General features: G+C 35.5%; 14 protein-coding genes. 1 reads left to right on the forward strand and 13 read right to left on the reverse strand.

Features of this window, described 5'->3' with window-relative positions:
* Nucleotides 1-70: 70 nt before the first annotated feature.
* Complete coding sequence (locus tag Q0Y84_RS04770; RefSeq protein WP_297951394.1) at nucleotides 71-1,081, forward strand: choloylglycine hydrolase family protein; 1,011 nt, start codon at nucleotides 71-73, stop codon at nucleotides 1,079-1,081.
* Between the two features lie 61 nt (nucleotides 1,082-1,142).
* On the opposite strand, the gene Q0Y84_RS04775 is transcribed toward Q0Y84_RS04770, so the two are convergent.
* The 13 genes from Q0Y84_RS04775 to Q0Y84_RS04835 all read right to left on the reverse strand — a co-directional run bounded on the left by Q0Y84_RS04775 (nucleotide 1,143) and on the right by Q0Y84_RS04835 (nucleotide 18,379).
* A complete protein-coding gene (locus tag Q0Y84_RS04775) occupies nucleotides 1,143-6,155 on the reverse strand; it encodes a S8 family serine peptidase (protein ID WP_297951395.1) in 5,013 nt (1,670 codons plus the stop codon).
* Nucleotides 6,156-6,434: 279 nt separating this feature from the next.
* Nucleotides 6,435-7,649 (reverse strand): extracellular solute-binding protein, encoded by a 1,215-nt coding sequence (locus Q0Y84_RS04780; protein WP_297951396.1) that lies wholly within the window; start codon nucleotides 7,647-7,649, stop codon nucleotides 6,435-6,437.
* Nucleotides 7,650-8,114: 465 nt separating this feature from the next.
* On the reverse strand, nucleotides 8,115-8,714 hold the full coding sequence (locus Q0Y84_RS04785) for a hypothetical protein (RefSeq protein WP_297951397.1): 600 nt from the start codon (nucleotides 8,712-8,714) through the stop codon (nucleotides 8,115-8,117).
* A gap of 30 nt (nucleotides 8,715-8,744) precedes the next feature.
* On the reverse strand, nucleotides 8,745-9,254 hold the full coding sequence (locus Q0Y84_RS04790; RefSeq protein WP_297951398.1) for a hypothetical protein: 510 nt from the start codon (nucleotides 9,252-9,254) through the stop codon (nucleotides 8,745-8,747).
* A gap of 576 nt (nucleotides 9,255-9,830) precedes the next feature.
* A complete protein-coding gene (gene rfbD, locus Q0Y84_RS04795) occupies nucleotides 9,831-10,814 on the reverse strand; it encodes a dTDP-4-dehydrorhamnose reductase (RefSeq protein ID WP_297951399.1) in 984 nt (327 codons plus the stop codon).
* Between the two features lie 16 nt (nucleotides 10,815-10,830).
* The gene (rfbC, locus tag Q0Y84_RS04800) at nucleotides 10,831-11,439 is read right to left on the reverse strand and encodes a dTDP-4-dehydrorhamnose 3,5-epimerase (RefSeq protein WP_297951400.1); all 609 of its coding nucleotides are present in this window, start codon (nucleotides 11,437-11,439) and stop codon (nucleotides 10,831-10,833) included.
* A 25-nt stretch (nucleotides 11,440-11,464) separates the two neighbouring features.
* Nucleotides 11,465-12,349, reverse strand: coding sequence for a glucose-1-phosphate thymidylyltransferase RfbA (rfbA, locus tag Q0Y84_RS04805; RefSeq protein WP_297951401.1), 885 nt, complete (start codon nucleotides 12,347-12,349; stop codon nucleotides 11,465-11,467).
* A gap of 2 nt (nucleotides 12,350-12,351) precedes the next feature.
* Nucleotides 12,352-13,389 carry a dTDP-glucose 4,6-dehydratase gene (gene rfbB / locus Q0Y84_RS04810; RefSeq protein WP_297951402.1) on the reverse strand — a complete coding sequence of 346 codons (1,038 nt, stop codon included), beginning with the start codon at nucleotides 13,387-13,389 and terminating at the stop codon, nucleotides 12,352-12,354.
* An 82-nt stretch (nucleotides 13,390-13,471) separates the two neighbouring features.
* On the reverse strand, nucleotides 13,472-14,644 hold the full coding sequence (locus Q0Y84_RS04815) for a methyltransferase domain-containing protein (RefSeq protein WP_297951403.1): 1,173 nt from the start codon (nucleotides 14,642-14,644) through the stop codon (nucleotides 13,472-13,474).
* Between the two features lie 71 nt (nucleotides 14,645-14,715).
* A complete protein-coding gene (locus Q0Y84_RS04820; RefSeq protein WP_297951404.1) occupies nucleotides 14,716-15,168 on the reverse strand; it encodes a hypothetical protein in 453 nt (150 codons plus the stop codon).
* Between the two features lie 2 nt (nucleotides 15,169-15,170).
* Nucleotides 15,171-16,004: a hypothetical protein gene (locus Q0Y84_RS04825; protein WP_297951405.1), complete on the reverse strand. Its 834-nt coding sequence runs from the start codon at nucleotides 16,002-16,004 to the stop codon at nucleotides 15,171-15,173.
* A gap of 425 nt (nucleotides 16,005-16,429) precedes the next feature.
* Complete coding sequence (locus Q0Y84_RS04830) at nucleotides 16,430-17,635, reverse strand: XRE family transcriptional regulator (protein ID WP_297951407.1); 1,206 nt, start codon at nucleotides 17,633-17,635, stop codon at nucleotides 16,430-16,432.
* Nucleotides 17,636-17,647: 12 nt separating this feature from the next.
* Nucleotides 17,648-18,379: a hypothetical protein gene (locus Q0Y84_RS04835; protein WP_297951408.1), complete on the reverse strand. Its 732-nt coding sequence runs from the start codon at nucleotides 18,377-18,379 to the stop codon at nucleotides 17,648-17,650.
* Nucleotides 18,380-19,157 lie beyond the last annotated feature (778 nt).

Below are 19,157 nucleotides of genomic sequence, written 5' to 3' on the forward strand. Positions count from 1 at the left end.
ATATCACTTAGCATTCCTCATCAGTCGCACTACAATATAACTGATTAATCTGAACAAGGGAGGTTTTAATATGCCGTGTACATCAATTGCAATGAAGGCAAATAATGGCGATTTATTCTGGGGCCGAACCGATGACTTTACTTTCAGTCCTTTCAAAAAGAGTGTGAAAACTCAAATCACTGCTTTTCCTAAAAATACAGAAATGCCAAGTTGTTATCATAAATGGACGAGCAAATATGCTTTTGTAGGAATTAACGTTAATAATTCGCTCTTTTATAATGACGGGATTAATAGTGAAGGATTAGTTGGGGATGCCCAATATCTTGAAGAGTGCAGCTGGGACACTGAAAAAAACTTAAAAAAGCGTAATCTAACTCCGATCGTAGGAGCCGAATTTGTCAGCTATATTCTTAGCAATTTTAAAGATGTTGCTGAAATCAAACAAGCCGTCCCTAAACTAGCTTTATTAAAAACTAAGTATCAACCTTGGGAAGATGCCGAAACTGGTATCCCTAGTCCAGTACCAATGCACTTCACTTTCTTTGATCCAAGCGGTAAAGGCGTCGTCCTCGAGCCGGTTAACAATGGTGCCTTTAAAATCTACGACAGCATCGGGGTAATGACCAATAGTCCTGAATATTCTTGGCACTTAAATAACTTACGCAACTACGTGCAAATACGGCCGCATAATGTTGGTGAAAATAAGCTAAATGACCAATTAGTCATTAAACAAATCGAAAGTGGTTCTGGATTACTGGGACTCCCTGGTGATTACACACCACCTGCTCGTTTTATTCGGGCAACCTTTTTGTCAAACTACGTTGACAGCTTCAAGCGTGAAGAAGGAATTATGCAATTATATGACGTTTTCAAGACGGTCATGATTCCAAAAGGTATTGAAAAACTAGGTGCTAATAGCGGTAAATCTGATTACACCGGCTATTGGATTGGCTATGATGTAGCAAAACGTACGCTATATATTCAGCCAGAGTGTTGCAATACCTTTACCAAATTTACTTTATCCGCGGATTTGAAAGAAAAGACGATTAAACAAATTAGTCGTGAGATTAGTTTAGCTTAGAAAAGCACAAAAATAATCGGGCAGTCATTAGATTGTCCGATTATTTTCGTGTATTTATTTTTTACAGTAGTTTAGCATTTACAGCTTTAACATAGCTATTTTGTCCTAATTGATAGAAACGCTTACCATGGATCAAAACAGTTTTGCCATTATTCCATACGCCGTGCTTAGTTCCTTTCTTTAACAGGGCACGCTTAGTATGGTTTTTGACAACTTTGCCATTATGATCATAGACATAGGCATTTTTCTTCAATAAAACATACTTAGTGGCTTGAAGATTTGCTAATTTAATGTAGGCATTTTCACCAATTCGGTAATACTTTCTACCATGGATCTCAAAGAGTTCGCCATTATTCCATACATAAACATAATGATCCTTCTTAATCAATCTGACCTTGCCATCAACTGATAATGCTCTACCACTTGCATTGTAAACATAAGCATTTCTTACAACTAATTTCTTCATAAAGGTATTAGCTAATTTAACATATGCATTAGTTCCTACTTGAAGGAATTGCTGTTCCTTGATTTTCACTACTTGACCATTATTCCAGGCAGAAATAGTTGCTCCCTTCTCAAGACGTTGAACTTTATTATTAGTTGCAAGAACCTGTCCATCTTGATCATAAACTAGTGCAGCATGAGTTAAAACGAAGGTCTTTTCTTTAGCAGCATCAGCAAGTGATGGAGTAACATCATTCTTAACATCAGATTGAGTTGGATTTCCCTGCTCAAATGAATTTTCGGCAGCTGATGTAGGTCCTGTCACAGGAGCTTGCTTATTCTCATTATTATCAGCATTGCCACTATTTTGATTAGGATCAACAACAGGAGTTTCAACAAAGTTAGGATCATAATGGACAATTACTTTCTTTTCTAACTTGTTACCCAATTGATCAACTACTGCAATTGTAAAGACATGTGTTGTTGGCTGACCATGATTATCATCAAGTACTTCTTCTTTTTCAAACTTGTGTGAGCCATAATCGTTAGTTGAGTCAGAACTAGCATATAATCCTGCAACATAATCGTAGCCAGAACCGTTAAATTGACTGAATAAGTTATCACCATCCAGATAGAATTTATAGCCATCCAGATTGTCGTTAGCTTCACCAGAAATCTTAAAAGTTGGCTTATTAGTTGTAAATTCTGCTTCATCTTGATTGCCAAGTTGATCAACTAATAATGTAGGTTTAACTATATCTAAAATCAAACCAACTGATCCACGTTTTTCGGCACCATCAGTAGTCTTATAGATGTATTGCACATATCTATGACCTGTGTGAGGCATCTTAAAGACAATTGTAAATTTACCATTATTGTGAATATCAATCTGATTATTAGGATCATTTTCAAACCCACTAGCTACCATTGCTGTTAAGCTAACAACGTTAGAATCAACATGACCTGTCAAAGTAAATTCATTAGTAGCAGGATCATAATAGCCATTTTCGACTGCTTCTAACCCAAGATTAGATACGCCACCATCTGTCAAATAGTCAAAATGAATGTCTTTATTAGACTTATCTTCTGGCTCATGACCTGGATATGGAGTAGGACCAAATGCAGCCGTATCAGCTACTTCATCGGTCATTTCAACTCCTAATTTATCCCGATCAGTATAAGGTTGTTGATCAGCATGAGTAGGGTCATAGTAAACTCCAATATAGCCTTCATCATTAATATCAGTAGTTGCTGTCTTTTGTTTATCATTAAAGGTAGGTCCAACAATCTCCGTCCAGCCTTTTAGTAAAGCTCGAGCAAATTTGCCATCTTTTTCCTTATTAATACTTGTATGGATATGGAATGTTGCTACGCCATCTTTGACAGTAGCAGTATAAATTTCTTTAGTGAAATAATCTTGGGCAAATGCTTGAACATTATCACCTTTAGTCACTGCTGCTTGAACAACAATATCCTGATCATTGGAACCAAATACTGAATAGATTTCTGGACCGAAACTCTTCTTTTCTCCATCGACATGTTGCCATGCAAACTTTGCCTTAAGCGTAGCTGGAGTAAAGGTTAGTAATACATCATGGCCAGCTTGATCACTTGAGAATACCAATGGTGTTTTTTCATCTGCAGCAACGGGTACCGCATATTGACCATTGGCCACTTGAACTAACTTTCCATTAAGATAGAAATCCTTTGTTGCACCACCACGTAGAGTATAAGTATTGGTTTTAGCATAATAATCCTCCATTTTTTGATTAAAAGCTAAACCGTTAGTAGCATTCCAAACGGAAACCTCTGGTTTGCCTGCTTGACCAGCTACATCTAAAGTAAAGGTAGCAGTATTATCAGCCACATCACTAATTGCAACAGTTATTTTATTACCCGCACCTGAAAATGCATTAAGCTCTTCAGGTGTCAGCTTAAATTCAAAATGGCCTGAGGTTTTATCGTGATCTGAAAAAACTGATTGTTCTTGATCATCTAATTTAAAACCAAATACTTTATCATTAATGGTTACCGTACCGTATGAATAACTAGTAAAACCTGCACCCGTATCTTTATAATCACCACTCAAAGTAGTATTTGCCTGATCAAATTTTACATTACTTAAAGTTGGCGCAACAGTATCAATTACAACTTGAGTATCATGTGTTTGAACTTGATGAGGACCATCATTATACAAGGTTGCCACAAACCGATAAGTATAATTTCCATCTGGAGCGACAACCATCTTACCTGTTTGAGCATCGTAAAGTTTACCATCCCAGTCAAAAACAGATGCATCTGAAGCTGAGTATCCCATATCAACGGTACCTTCGCCATCGGCATGATATGACTTTTGAATCCCATGAGAATCACCCAAAACTCTTACTACATTACCTTTGGCATCTAAGATTTCCACCTTAAGATCTTCAACATTTTGTTTAAGGTATGCATAAGGTCGAACTAAATCGCTCTTATTATCGTTATTGGGTGAAAAGGCAACCTTACCACTTTCATATAACTTAGCTACCTCTTGCCAATTATATTGACCATCCACATTAATTAACTTTTTAAGTGAGTCTTGATCAGCAATTCCGCGTGGATAGTTATCCTCATTAGTCCAACGATTGCCTTGGATATCATTATCTTCATTAGCATTATTATCAAAGACATTCTCATTGGTTATATCACCATAATAACTTAAGTATGGCACTACCAATGTTTTCTTAGTTTCAGTATTTGTAAAGTTTAAGAACCCTTCAACTAACTGATTAGGCTTCAAATTAGATAATTTTAAAGTATATTTAACTTGTGCATCTGACTTTGGTGCTACGGTAACAGTATCTGCACCATAAACATTTGCTCCTGCGAGTTGAACATCGTAAAAGATTCCGCTGTCCTTTTCTCTTTTTTCAGTAAAGCCTCCACCCATATCATCAAAAGTATAAGTTTGAGACTTATCTGACAAGTTATGCAAAGTCAAGGTAAATTCAGTATTGTCTCCGACCTTACGTAAACTGAGTGCCCCAGTGCCATCATCAGTAGTAATATATACCGGTGAAGCTGTTGCATCTCCCACGTTAATTTGACCTGCACCCTGTCTTCTAGGTGAAACTGGTGTAGTATAACCATTCTGAGTTTGTGGATTAGCCGTATTCATTAACAATGCTTTAACTGCCTTAACTAACTCTGCACCTTTTAGTTCAGGATTAGTTTTAGCTAGTCGTTCTTTAACTAAAGCCGCTGCTCCTGCAGCAAATGGACCAGCCATCGAAGTCCCGCTCATCTTAGTATATTGATTATCATTTGCTAAAGAAGTTACATCAGATCCTGGAGCTGAAACATCTGGCTTTAATGTAAAATCAGGCAATGGTCCCCATGAACTGAAAGAAGCCATGTCACTATCTTTACCTGTGTCAGAAGTTTCAGCAGCTACAGTAATTGCGTTGCGTGATGCACCCGGATCAGCAACAGTACTTGAACTAAACGGTTCATAATTACCAGCATTTCCTCCTGATTGATAATCTGAATCAGTAATATGACTAGTATTATCAACAGAGGCTGCATTCCCATTATTTGATGCTGAAATCGAAACAATTACACCGTGATCAACTGCATATTGAACTGCTTTTTGATCAGCCACTCCCAAATCGGCAGCGGCTACACCACCACCAAGAGACATTTGAATTACATCAGCACCTAGATTAACAGCATCAACAATTTGTTTAGCTAAATCAAGTGATGTTCCATCAGCACTGAAGACCCGTAACTGTAATAATTGAGCCTCCGGTGCTACCCCAACTACGTATTCTTTGTCACCATCTGGTTGACCATCAGCTGCAATAATCCCTGAAACGTGTTGACCATGAGGTTCATCAGCTTCGGGCTTTATATCATCTTCACTGTTATCAACATAGTTATGCACAAACGGAAACTTTTCATTCACATAACGACCATATCCTAACTTAGCAATCAATTCCTTCATTTGATCAGCTGTTAACTTAGGATCTTTAGGCATAGTTTGAAAATCTTTATGGCTAGTATCAACACCACTATCAATTACGGCAACTACTGTGTGCTCACCCTTGTATCCTTGATCCCAGGCACTTTGAACATTACCTTTTACATGATCTTGATTGTTAGCTGGTGGTGTTACTTGATTTTGAGAATTGGTAGCAGGTTGAGCATCAGCTTGAGTACTATTATCTTGGGCTGAATTTACTGAAGTAGTTTGAGTTTGAACGTTAGCCTTTTCAACCTGACCATTTTCACTTGTTTGTGTAGAAACTGTGGTATTTTCTTGTTGCTTTGACTCAAGCGTATCATCCTCAGCTGTACCAGCCGACTTAGCTAAGTCACTTTGTTGTTTCGCCTGAAAATCTGCAATGTTGGTCTGTTTTTCACTGCTTGACACTTGTTTTGCAGCATTACTATTTTCTGCAGCTTGAACTTGACCATTAGGTGAAAAAATAAATACTGAACCAGAGGCTAATGTCAAAATAGCAGCAGTTGCCCACTTTTTTCTTAAACCAACTAAGCCGTTACTATGTTTACGTGCTTGAACTAATTCAAGTCTTTTCTTAGTACAAAATACGTACGAATAATCTCGAACATCAAAGTTTTTCTGATTCATATATTTTCCTCCTTGTGGATAAAACTTGTGGTTAAATCTATCCCACTTTCAAGTTATGAAAAATAATATCATGATTATAATTTGCTTGCAATATATTTTTAATTTTATAACATAATTTTTAAATTATCTTTTTAAGAGTCCTTGGTTATCAGCTAATCTGCCCCAAAATATGCATTTAATCAAAAAATAATATAGTTGTTATTTTTATGGACGAAAAAATACTGATGATATCACTGCTTATTGAAAAACAAGTGACGATCATCAGCATTTTCTATCTTTTTATTTCTTAGAAATATCTTTTTGTAATTTTGCCAGTTTAGCTTTGTATTGTGACGGAGTAATCTTATGATCATAAACCCCACTAAGCAACGGAGCAGATTCATTCCAAAATGTCGTAATTTGTGGCATCTTCGGCATAATCACTGAATACCCTGGCTTAGACATTGTCATAACAGCATCAGCTACTTTATCATTCTTCACTGCGGCAGTAGCTTGAGCAGACTTATTAACTGGTGTTTCACCAGTTTTACTATGAACAACTAATTGTTGTTCCTTACTAGTTAAGAATTCAGCCAATGCATTTGCTGCTTTAGGATTCTTAGTATGTGAGTTCACGCCAAAACATCCGATCCCTAAGAATGCTTGCATTTGTTTCTTTTGCCCATTAATCGTAATAGTTGGATATGGGGCTACTGCAAAGTTTTTACCCAGAATTTTTCTAATATTTTGGGCATCCCACGGTCCATCTAAAATAGCTTGAGCATGATTCAGCTTCAGTTGGTTCAAAGCATTTGAAGTTTGCATTACACCCTTATTATTCTTCTGTGCAGCAACCCACTTCAATCCATTTACACCGTTTTGACTGTCCATGGTAGATCCCTTCAAATCTTCACCACTACTGCCAAATAACTTGGTACCTGCTGAAAACATTACCGGCCAAATATTATAAGCGTTTGAAAAGTCAGTTGCGACTACTCCCTTCTTAGTTAAAGTATCCCAATCTTTAACATCAGCTGCTGATAACTTTGACTTGTTATAGTACAAAAATTGCACATCAGCAGTGTATGGATAGCCATATAACTTTCCTTTCCATGCAGATGCTTTATAGGCTACCGCTGTATCATTCTTTTTAATCTTAGCTACATCCTTAGGAGAAAGCGGATTGATATAACCCGCATCTGCCATTTGCCCTAATTGATCGTTGGGTACAGCAAACACATCAGCGGCTTTAGTTGGATCTTTACCAACATCTGTTTTAGCATTCGAAGTACCATTAGGACTTTGGGTAACCTTTACCTTATACTGCGGATACTTTTTTTCAAATTGCTTAACTGACGTCTTATACCAAGGAACATAATCTGTTGCCACCCACAAAGTAATGGGCTTTTTACTATCAGTTGCTGAGTTATTAGATTTTTTATTGCCGCAAGCTCCTAAGGTTAATCCTGCTAATACAACGGTGCTACACATTAATACTTTTTTCCATAACTTCATGATTTTTCCTCCAACACATTACTCGAATGGCTTTTCCGCCTTAACAAATGAAACAGGTAATATCCTTTTATAATCTTTATTAATTTGGTCTCCCCTAACCTTTTTTGACAATTCAAGATCAAAATCTTTCTTAAAATTTCGATGCAAAATTGCCGTTGTAGGACGATCTTCAAACGTCCATCATCGCTTTAATCAATGAATTAGTAATTACTGTAAAGCGATAAGTTACTTCCTTAACTACTTTATTCATAATTCAGTTCTATTTTTTGAAACCGCTTACTTTTAACTTATGATTATACTTGGAACGTTCCAATTTGTAAAAGATATTTTTTATATTGCATTAGCTAACTTAAATGCTACAAAAATAGAGGACTTTGTCCTTTAAAATAAAAGTTTGACTATAAAAAAAGGACTTCGTTCAAAAGAACAAAGTCCTCAACTATCCTATTCAAAAATACAGCTTAATTATTCTAGCTCACCATTAATTTTCTTGAATGCCACGCTAGTTGATGGAATCATGACATACTTATTTTTCTTAGAAAAGTAGCTGCCATAGTTGGCAAAACCAGCTTGACCATCGGCGTAACCCTTTTTGCCATCCATCTTCAAAGTACACCATTGGTGTGTATATTTATTTTTGTTAACATGTCTAGCCTTAAAGCCCATTTGTTTCAAAACCATTTGCATCGCATCGGCTGTCCCAGCACATGAACATGAACCGCCAATGAATACGCCATAAGCCTTGTTATAATATGGCGCCTTCATTGAATAGGCATCACGAGCAGCAAATAATGAAACATAGTATGCCGCTGTATCTACTCGCGCCAAATCCGTATCGCCAGCCTTCTTGCCAACACATCTAGCAATCAACTTGGCTACTCGTTGAGCCGCTTTGGTATGATTGCCTTTTTTAGTGATCGGAATCTTATGTGCTTTGCCTTGCCGATCGTATAAATAATTACCTTTAAGAGCAATACTCTCCGCATTTGCAGTATTGCTTGAAACTACCAAAACAGTAGTCAAACACAATAATGCAGCCATCATTAATAAAATTTTCTTCTTCATTGATTCTCCTCCAAATTGAATCTTTTAATACTACTGTTGCCAAACTAATTTAAAAAGCTTGACTGCTCTACTTCTTTTACTATCAGCACGATGATTCTTTTTAGCTGCAGCTTTACTCTTGTAATATGTGTCTACCCAAGTATCGATCCCAACATAAAGCTTTTTACGGTTACTGGTAACATATGCAGCTGCGTTTTCACCCATTGGATAGCTCATCAGCATTCTATTTCCACTACACTTAATTAACTGGTGTGAACTATAATCAGCGTGTGAATTGTGTGAGCGTTTAGTATATTTATAAGTTCTGGTCTTCATGCCTGCATCCCCATAACCAGCTAACACAATTTTCGAGCTGGTAATCTTAAAAGCCTTGATCTTCTTTTGATAATCATAACCATACCAAGTGCCTCGGAACTTCTTAGGTACTGTAGTTTTTTGAAAAACTGATGCGCTTACTTGCTTAGGTTGGTTAATTGTCAAAACTATTGCAAAAGCAAACAGCATCCCTATTAAAAGGACAAAACTTCTTTTAATTTTCATAATATCCTCCTCCATATTGTTTAGTATATAACAGATTAGTCTATTTAGAATATGATTTTTATAACTCTGACTTAACCAGTAAAAACTTGATAGCCTTATTTTTTAGAGCAAAAAAATAGGATGCACTTCATAAGCACACCCTAATTCAATTAAACTGTAGCTTTCTAATCATTCTTTTAAATCCTTCAACCAATTTTTAGCATACTCTTCATTCTCAATCAGCATTCCTTTTTCTCGAAGAATATTTACTTGTTGATCTAAATTCCTAAAAGACCTATTCGTTAGTTCCAATTATTAACTCCTAAAAAATAAAAACCCTGATAACAACATTCAATGTGAACATTATATCAAGGTTTTGTTTAGAACCCTCTCCTAGTGCCTCTAAACTTGATCTGTCTTAAGTGCCATTATACGTAGTTACTAAAATGCTTGCAACTAATTAATAGCTTGGTAAGTGTCATATTGTGATTAATAAATGATAATGTCTTAAGTGAAAATATCCTTTTATTTCATCATCTACTGTCATACCCTTGCTGGTAACAAAAAATGAGGCATCCCAAATGCCTCATCTTTCATCTACTTCAATTCTTCAAAAAAGCCTTGCTTCTTCAAAATCTCTAAGTACCGCTTAACAGCGTCAGGCCAAGTTGGCAATGGCTTAAAGCCGTTTTCTACCAGCTTGCCCTTATCTAAGCGTGAATTAAATGGACGAACAGCTTTTGACAAACCATATTCTTCAGTCGTTACCGGCGTTACCTTGGTATCGTAGCCTGCTTGGCGATAAATTTCTTTAGTAAAGTCATACCATGAAATGTAGCCTGTCTTGGTTCCATTTTCATCAAAGCCGCTGTCTGTTTCAGGCAATTCGCTATTAGTTGCATGATAGTAACCGTACTTATCAGTTTCAATCATGTCGACAAGCAAACGCGCCAAGTCAAAGGTATAAGTTGGCGTACCAATTTGGTCATTAACCACCTTCACCTCATCATGATTTGCACCAACTTTGAGCATTGTCTTGATAAAGTTATGGCCATTCACACCAAAGACCCAAGCAATTCTAACAATGAAGTACTTGTCTAAAGTATTGGCAACTGCTTCTTCTCCGCCAAGCTTAGTTTCACCATAAACGTTCATTGGCTTGTAACCCTTAAAGTCGGGCTTCCATGGTGTTGTACCTTGTCCATCAAAAACGTAATCAGTTGAGAGATAAACCATCGGTACATCGAGCTTTTTAGCTACGCTAGCAATATTTTGCGTACCCCCGACATTAACCTTGCGTACAGCAGCAACCTTGTCGTCATCTTCAGCCATATCCACAGCTGTCCACGCTGCACAGTGGATAATTACGTCAGGGTTAACTTCGCTAATCACCTTATCCACAGCTTCAGCATCAGTAATATCCAAGGCAACATATGGCGCCTTAGTGACAGCCGTATTATCAGCTACCCCTGCGTATTCTGGAGCTAAATCACTGCCAACGCCTTCATAGCCACGTTTAGCAAGTTCATTCATTACGTCATGACCTAATTGACCATTAACGCCAGTTACAAAAACTTTCATAAATTTACCTCACTAATTAAAACTTGAAAGTATCCTTTAAGCCCTTCCATTCTTGGTCACGTTCAGCCATATTAAGCTTAGTGCCATCATCTAAAGTATAGCCAGAAGCATCTGGACTACCTGGGTATTCACCTTGTAAATGTGGCCACTTAATACCGATTTCAGGATCGTTCCAAGCCATACCGCCTTCATCATTAGGGTGCCAAAAATCATTAACCTTGTAACAAAATTCAGCTACATCGCTTAATACCAAAAAGCCATGTGCAAAACCTTGTGGAATCAAGAATTGCTTCTTGTTTTCAGCGGTCAATTCAACGCCGTACCACTTACCATAAGTTTTTGATTCACTACGAAGGTCAACAGCAACATCAAAAACGCTACCGCGAACAGCACGAACCAACTTAATTTGTGGATAATGCTTTTGAAAGTGTAAACCACGCAATACACCCTTGGTTGAACTTGATTGGTTATCTTGCACAAAGTTAATGCTAAAACCAGCATCCATCATGTCTCTTTGGTTAAAAGTTTCCATAAAGTAACCACGATCATCACCGTGAACAGTTGGGGTAATCACAGCTAAACCTTCAATACCACCGACATTTTTTTCTACTTTAATTTGTCCCATGTTTATCTTCTTTCTTTATTCACTCTTAATAACGTAACTTACCTTCGGCAACTGACTTTAAATGTTGCCCATATGGACTCTTACCATAGTGCTTGGCTGCAGCTAGCAATTCATCTTTATCAATCCAGTGATGAATATAAGCAATCTCTTCTGGTGCAGAAATAGATACGCCTTGGCGTTCTTCAGTCATCTTAACAAAGTTACTTGCGTCTACCAAGCTGTGCATCGTTCCTGTATCAAGCCAGGCATAGCCTCGGCCCAATAATTGCACATTTAAGTCGTCTTCATTCAAGTACATTTCATTTAAACTGGTAATTTCCAATTCACCACGTGCACTTGGCTTAACTTGCGCAGCCTTTTCGCTCACGCCAGCTGGGTAAAAATACAGACCAGTCACTGCATAATTACTCTTAGGTTGAGCTGGCTTTTCTTCAATTGAGATTGCCTTGCCATTTTGATCAAAATCAACCACGCCAAAACGCTCTGGATCATTTACATAATAGCCAAAGACGGTTGCCTTACCTTTTTGCGCATCAGCCGTAGCGTTTTTAAGCAATTCAGTAAAACCATTGCCGTAAAAAATATTGTCGCCCAAAATCATGGCACATGGTTCACCATTGATGAAGTCTTTGCCTAAAGTAAATGCTTGGGCCAAACCATCTGGACTTGGCTGAACCTTGTAGCTTAACTTAATCCCAAATTGTGAGCCATCGCCTAACAATTCCTTGAAACGTGGTGTATCTGCTGGTGTGGAAATTACTAGAATATCCTTAATTCCAGCCAACATTAAAGTAGACAATGGGTAATAAATCATTGGCTTATCATAAACTGGCAATAATTGCTTACTAGTAACCAAAGTCAATGGATAAAGTCGTGTTCCTGAGCCCCCAGCTAAAATAATTCCCTTCATGATTAATCCTTGTCTAATACCTTTCTGTTGCCGTACATTTCTTCATAGTAATTTTGGTAATCACCAGAAATGATGTTTTCCCACCATTCCTTGTTGTCCAAGTACCATTGAATGGTCTTCTTAATGCCGTCTTTAAACATGGTTTCTGGCAACCAGCCCAATTCATTGCGAATCTTTTCTGGATCAATTGCGTAACGACGATCGTGACCCTTGCGATCAGTAACATGTTCGATCAATGAGTAAGGCTTATCTAAGTAATCACAAATCAACTTAACAATGTCGATATTATGCATTTCGTTGTGACCACCAATGTTGTAGACTTCACCAGGAGTACCCTTTTCAAGGATTAGATCAATTGCCTTGCAGTGATCTTCAACATAGAGCCAGTCACGGACATTCTCACCGTCACCATATACAGGCAACTTTTCATTGTTTAAGGCACGTTGAATCATTAATGGAATCAATTTTTCTGGGAATTGATATGGACCGTAGTTGTTAGAACAACGTGAAATAGTTACTGGCAAGTTGTAGGTTCTGCCATATGCACCAACTAATAAGTCTGCACTAGCCTTACTTGATGAGTATGGGCTTGAAGTGTGAAGTGGTGTATCTTCATGGAAGAATAAATCTGGACGATCAAGTGGCAAGTCACCGTAAACTTCATCAGTTGAAACTTGGTGGAAACGCTTGATGCCGTACTTGCGACATGCGTCCATTAAGACAGAAGTACCAATGATGTTGGTTTCCAAGAAGATTTCTGGATTTTCGATAGAACGGTCAACGTGGCTTTCAGCAGCAAAGTTAACTACAACGTCAGGCTTTTCTTCTTCAAATAACTTGTAAACACCATCGCGATCACAGATATCAAGCTTAACAAACTTGAAGTTTGGCTTGTCTAAAACGTTCTTCAAAGTTGATAAGTTACCTGCATAAGTTAACTTGTCTAAACAAATAATTTCGTAATCAGGATGCTTCTTCATCATATAAAAAATGAAGTTTGAGCCGATAAAACCTGCTCCGCCAGTAACAATAACTTTCATATAATTCCTCCACTACAAAATCTTATTCATCTGAAGTATATAACATTACGTTACGTCACCTTCAAGATAAATAAAAAAGATGTTACTTTTTACAGCTAAAAAAGCCCGCATCTTTAGTAATATGAAAGCCATCTTCAACTTGCTGATCGACATACTGTTTAAAATCTTGATAATGATCAAGCAAAATCGAATTTTGATTACCGTGACAAGATAATATATAAGAGATAATTGGCATCGAATCTGAAAGTTCAATCGCATCTCGGTACTTGTGACAAACGATATCCTTAAAATATGGCTGCAGTATTTGTCGGCCATTGTCTAGGCCAAAGCGTTCATATAAATTGGTCGAAGACAAAACAATATTGTCACTATAGCTTTGCACAAGATCGGTAATCTCATGCATGTGTCTTTTAGAATAGGTGCTGCAAGTAAAAGTAGCTCCAGGCTTAAGCACCCGTTGCACTTCTTTAAGTGTTTTAGCAAGATCATCACAGTAAAAAAGCATGTGGTTGGCAATTACTAAGTCAAAAGTATTGTCCGCAAAAGGAATTTTCTGAGCGTCAAAAACGGCATATTGAAACTGTGGTTGCTTGCCAATTGCTTTTTTGGCATCAGCCAATATTCCTTCCGAAATATCGGATAAAACTACCGTTACGCCAGATGGAATTTTAGCGAGATTCTGCGACCATAAGGCGCCATTGCCCGCTCCTAACTCTAGTATTTTCATTCCAGCTTTAAGGTGTAAATTACTAAAAAGCCACGGAAACCAGCCCTCTTTGTTAAGCGAATAGTCGCGGTGCAAACGAATGCGGGCTGAAATATTGGTAGCATTTTTATATTGCAGGCTAAGTGATTGATTCATTGAAGTTAAGTGGATCAGCTTTAGCATTTGACTCCAGTCAACTTGTTGGTTAGACTTCAGTGCCTGACTGGTCGAATCGATCGCCGCAATCACATTCTTCATTTCTTCAAGCCGCTCTTCAGCTAGACGCTTTTGAATTTGCAAAGAATTGAGTAAAACTTGGGCATCCCCTGACCCAATCGCCATCTCCCGAATCTCACTAAGTGAAAAACCTAGATATTTCAACAGCAGAATCTGTTGCAACTTAGCAAAATCTTGGTCTGTATACCGCCGTGCACCACCCTTGGCACGCACAGCTGGTTTTAATAAATTTTTCTGGTCATAATAACGAATCGTGCGAATTGAGACATGCGCCTTTTCCGCAAATTCGCCGCTTGTGTAGTATGTTGGCATCTTTCTATGCTTATTACTCCTTTACCCGATCAATCATTTAATTTCTTAATAATATGTAGACACTATAAATGCTAATTTTGATTAATAGGGAATTTTAAATTCTTAAAAAATACCCAACTAATATTACTAAATAAGTAAATACTTGCACATGTCATGCCAAAATATATCTTTTTCTCTTGGATCTTTATTTTAAATTTATAAATTGAAAATTCAGGTATTTTCCAGCTAATAAGCAATAACAAAATGAATATCATTGAAAAAGTAACAGCAATAAAATATTTATCAACAATTTCTACCCATTTATTTGGATATCCTTTTCTTTCTTTATTTTGTAAGATTTCATATAACGGTGAAGAAAATAAAAAAGATAATGCCGTCATAAAAAATCCCATCATAATTGATAAAAAAGTAATTAAATCGGACTTATTATTTAAATTAATATTTAGCCAACATCCGATTCCATAGGTAATTATTAATATGCTAAGTCCCTTTAAGTATTCTTTTTTTATCGATTTTCTTTCCATTGTTATTTTCCTACATTTATTTGCTGTTGTAGAGTTGTTAGAACTATTTGAGGATTAAATTGATTGTTCTCATCAACTGTCACATTTTTTAGAATTTCCTTTTGAATAAAAGTATCGGTATTATATATACGTTCAAAACCCTCTTCAGATTTCCCCTTTATAATTAATCCCCGCAATTGATGGGATTTAAACTTTTTACCCATTTTCCTTATAAATTTAGTGATGAGGTATCTATCTTGCCCCTTATATACAGCCTTAACACTAAATTTGGTTGGAGCAGTAGTACCAGTTAAATCTTCCAACGCTTTACGTTCAGCTTCTTCTCCTGATGAAGAAAAAATATCTTTTATTGACGTAAATTCAAAACAATCAACAGTATTAAGTTCCTTCACAAAATCATCTATATCAACAAAAATATCCTTTATATCAAAAATCAGGTTAGTCTCTTGCTTTAAAATTCCCTCGACTACCGTCTTTTTTAAACTATTATTTAAATACAATAATTCAGTTTCAAAATCATAATACACAAAAAGCTGATTTCTAAGTTCAGCTTGAGAAGAAGTTCTAGGATTAGCAATATTTTCCTTCTTTTTAAAGTCATACAGCTTTTCACCCCGTGGTTCAGAAGTTCCATAATTAATCGAAAGAAACAAATACTCTTCTTTTACCTCACTAACACATTCGTAAACTGTATTATTATAAACGTATCTCCAAGTTCTAGGTAAATTTTGAAAATCTGATAATTTTACCTCCCTAGTCTTAGCAATTTCCTCTTGAGATTCCACATATAATTGAAACTTTGAAAAACTTAATGATTTATTACTGCCATCTGCCATAAATAACTTGTCCTTAAACTACTTTTATTAACTTATTCTACATAATTATTAATACTTAAAATTATTTTATATAAATTTATACTAAAATAAAAGCTGAGATGAAACACTTAATGCCAAACGCTTTTTGGACACTTAATGTCATCTATAAAACGAGGAGCTTCACCGGCTTTTCAGGAATTTCATTGGAGTATATGGACTTTTGAAACCTAGTTTAGCAAATTAATGATTGAAAGACTGAGGTGAGGGGCAGCTTTATCTCAACAGAGTATAAGATTTTAAAAGAAAATATTTTCTTTTCTATGTCATAAAACACTGCGATAGCTGAAATATTTAATTGTAAAAAATAAGAGATAAACCATAGTATCATTATGCCAAGATTCATCTCCTACTTTAGGTTCTTTGACAAAGAACCGCTTATTCAACGCTTACGCTAAATCGTTTTTTAATTTCAAATTTTTTCTAACTAAATTAAAATCAATTATATTTGAAAGCTTATTCAAATCATTACTACTATCTTTTAAATATTTATCAAAGAAGTTAGATTTCAAATCAAATAATCTTATTAAGAAATCCAATTTAATATGAAAAGTATCAGTTAAATCATAAACGTTAATAATATTTTTATCCAGTAAAAATTCAAGTACTGCCTTAACTTTACCAGGCTTAATTGGTGGAATTACATCATCAAGTGGTTCATTAGAACGATAACCCTTTTTAGTCATTTGTGCCCAGAAATAACGGTTTTGCTGAGTCGATAATAATTTTATCTTATATGCTTGATATTCTAGTGCCACGATAGAAGTAAAATACTTTTTCTTTAATTCAATATACGAATCTGGATTACTTGGTTTGGATATATTTTGAAAATCATCTCTTAATTCTTTTTCCGGTAAAAGAAATTGAGAAGCAAAAGTATCTGCTTGCTTATCTAATTCTCGCATTTCTTTTTCATTCAAAATGGTCATATCCTGATCATCATGTAACAACAGATGCCCTAGTTCATGCGCTAAATCAAAATTTCTTCTAACTGCAGATTTTCGAATAGTTCCTAAAACGATATACGGCTTACCACTCCTGGTATATCCACTATAAGCGTCTATTTCTCGGCCAAGATTCTTCTCAAGAATATTAATCCCAAGACTCTCCAAACTAAACATTAAATCCCGATTATTATTCAATCTAATAAAACGTCTAGTAAAAATTGCAATCTTGCTTATTCTTGTGGAAGTATCTTTAACTTTACACTTTTGCATATCACTAGCTTTCTTTAATTTATCAAAATTATCTTGTTCTAGCTTCACAAAACTACCAAAATAACTAATGAAAAAATCAGCAAATGTAATATACATTAATTCTAATTTTGTTTTCTTTCTTGAATTTTTATCTTTAGCCCTATAAGCTACATTACTTTCAGAAATTACTCTTTCTTTTAAAAAACTAGGGGTCATCAGATATTCAGTATCTACTTGAAAAAGATCATTTATTTTATAAAGAATATCCAATCTAGGGGTAATTTGATTATTTTCATATTGCCCTACAGTTTGTTCGCTTACATTTAATTTTTCACTTAAATCTTTACGAGAGAGTCCCTCTAATTCCCTTAATTGTTGAAGCTTCTCTCCATAAAACATCATTTATCCACCTTAATTTCGATCATTATTTTCTTGTTGCTGCTGTGCTATTTCCGTAATATTAAATTTATGATTATCGTATTGCGCAGCAGGAATATTATCATTTCTCACAGGCTCTAATTCATCTTCTGTAATAGTAGCCGTATTTTGAATATATTTAGTTAGATCTTCAACCTCTAAAAACTCTGCAGATTTTTGATTTGGTAGTTCTAATCTAATACTTTTAATATTTTGATTTTTATCTAATTCATATATTGCAATATAGAATCTATTATACTTTTCTACTTTTGACTTACTCTTTTCCTCTCCATCAATTAATGGCAACTCTAACTGAACTGAACGATTGCTATTCTTAGTTACAATTTCATTTTTACTGAATAAATGATTATTAATTGCTGCATCTTCACGAAGATAATCAGCAATATCATCAATATTTCCGTGAAATTGTTGATTAGCTGTTCTAGCATTTCGCACGATTAATAAATCTGGATTTTCAAATTCATCATTCTTTAAACTATAGCTTAAGAATTTCCATCCTCCAGCCATTTCGAATTTTACATCTGCATTTTCAGCAATATTATTTAAAGCAGTATCAATATAATTTCCTTTAGCCCATGACAAACCAGTACTAATAACTAATCTTGCATTTTCTCTCTTTCTCATAGCTAAATATTCTTTATATCCATTTACGATACCATTAACAATAAATTGATTGACATCCTCTGTTAATTTTAAATTATCCATTCTAGTACCCCTTGTCTTTTTTGATTAATTATACTATTTATCGCAAAAATTTACTGCATTTTTTAACTTTTTCTGAAAGTAACTATGTTCGATATATTAAAGCGCTGCTACTAATTACATTATTCTTAAATATTTAGAAGCATATGATGCAAGTGCTATTAGAAATAGTGCACTTTTTCATTGTGATTAATAAGTGATAATATCTCAATCTCTCTTACTGGAGGTTATAGCTAGTGACAAGGAGTGATTTAACTATGAAATATGAAGAACAGTACAAGACTATCAAAGAACCAGTTGATCACAACGGCAATAAAAAATGAACTGTCCTGAAACTAGGCGTCTCTACTAGACGGCTCAATCGCAGAATTACCCAACACCATGCCAAAAGAAAAACGGCCTTCGTTCATAAGAACAAAGACCGCAAACTTGTTAATTATCTCACCACAGTTATTTTTTATCACACACAGATTTTTTACTATTACCTATCCTTTTAATTATTAGACCTATACTCCATAATACAATAATTGAGATTAACATTCTTGTAAGATCTTCACTTATATAACTTTTAATTTCATCAGGCTGTCCAAAAGTATAAATTGTACCAATTAATAAAATTTGCATGCTATTGTTAAAAATATCCTGAGCATATCTATCGAACCATTTATACAAATACTTTTTGCAGAGGAACATAATAACTACTAGAGACTGTAAAATAGTTTGTGTAAGGATGAATGATTCCTTAAATTTATTTCTTTAAACATTAGAAAAAGGAGTTCCT

It is taken from the genome of uncultured Lactobacillus sp., from assembly GCF_947367125.1.
Taxonomy (GTDB): Bacteria; Bacillota; Bacilli; order Lactobacillales; family Lactobacillaceae; genus Lactobacillus.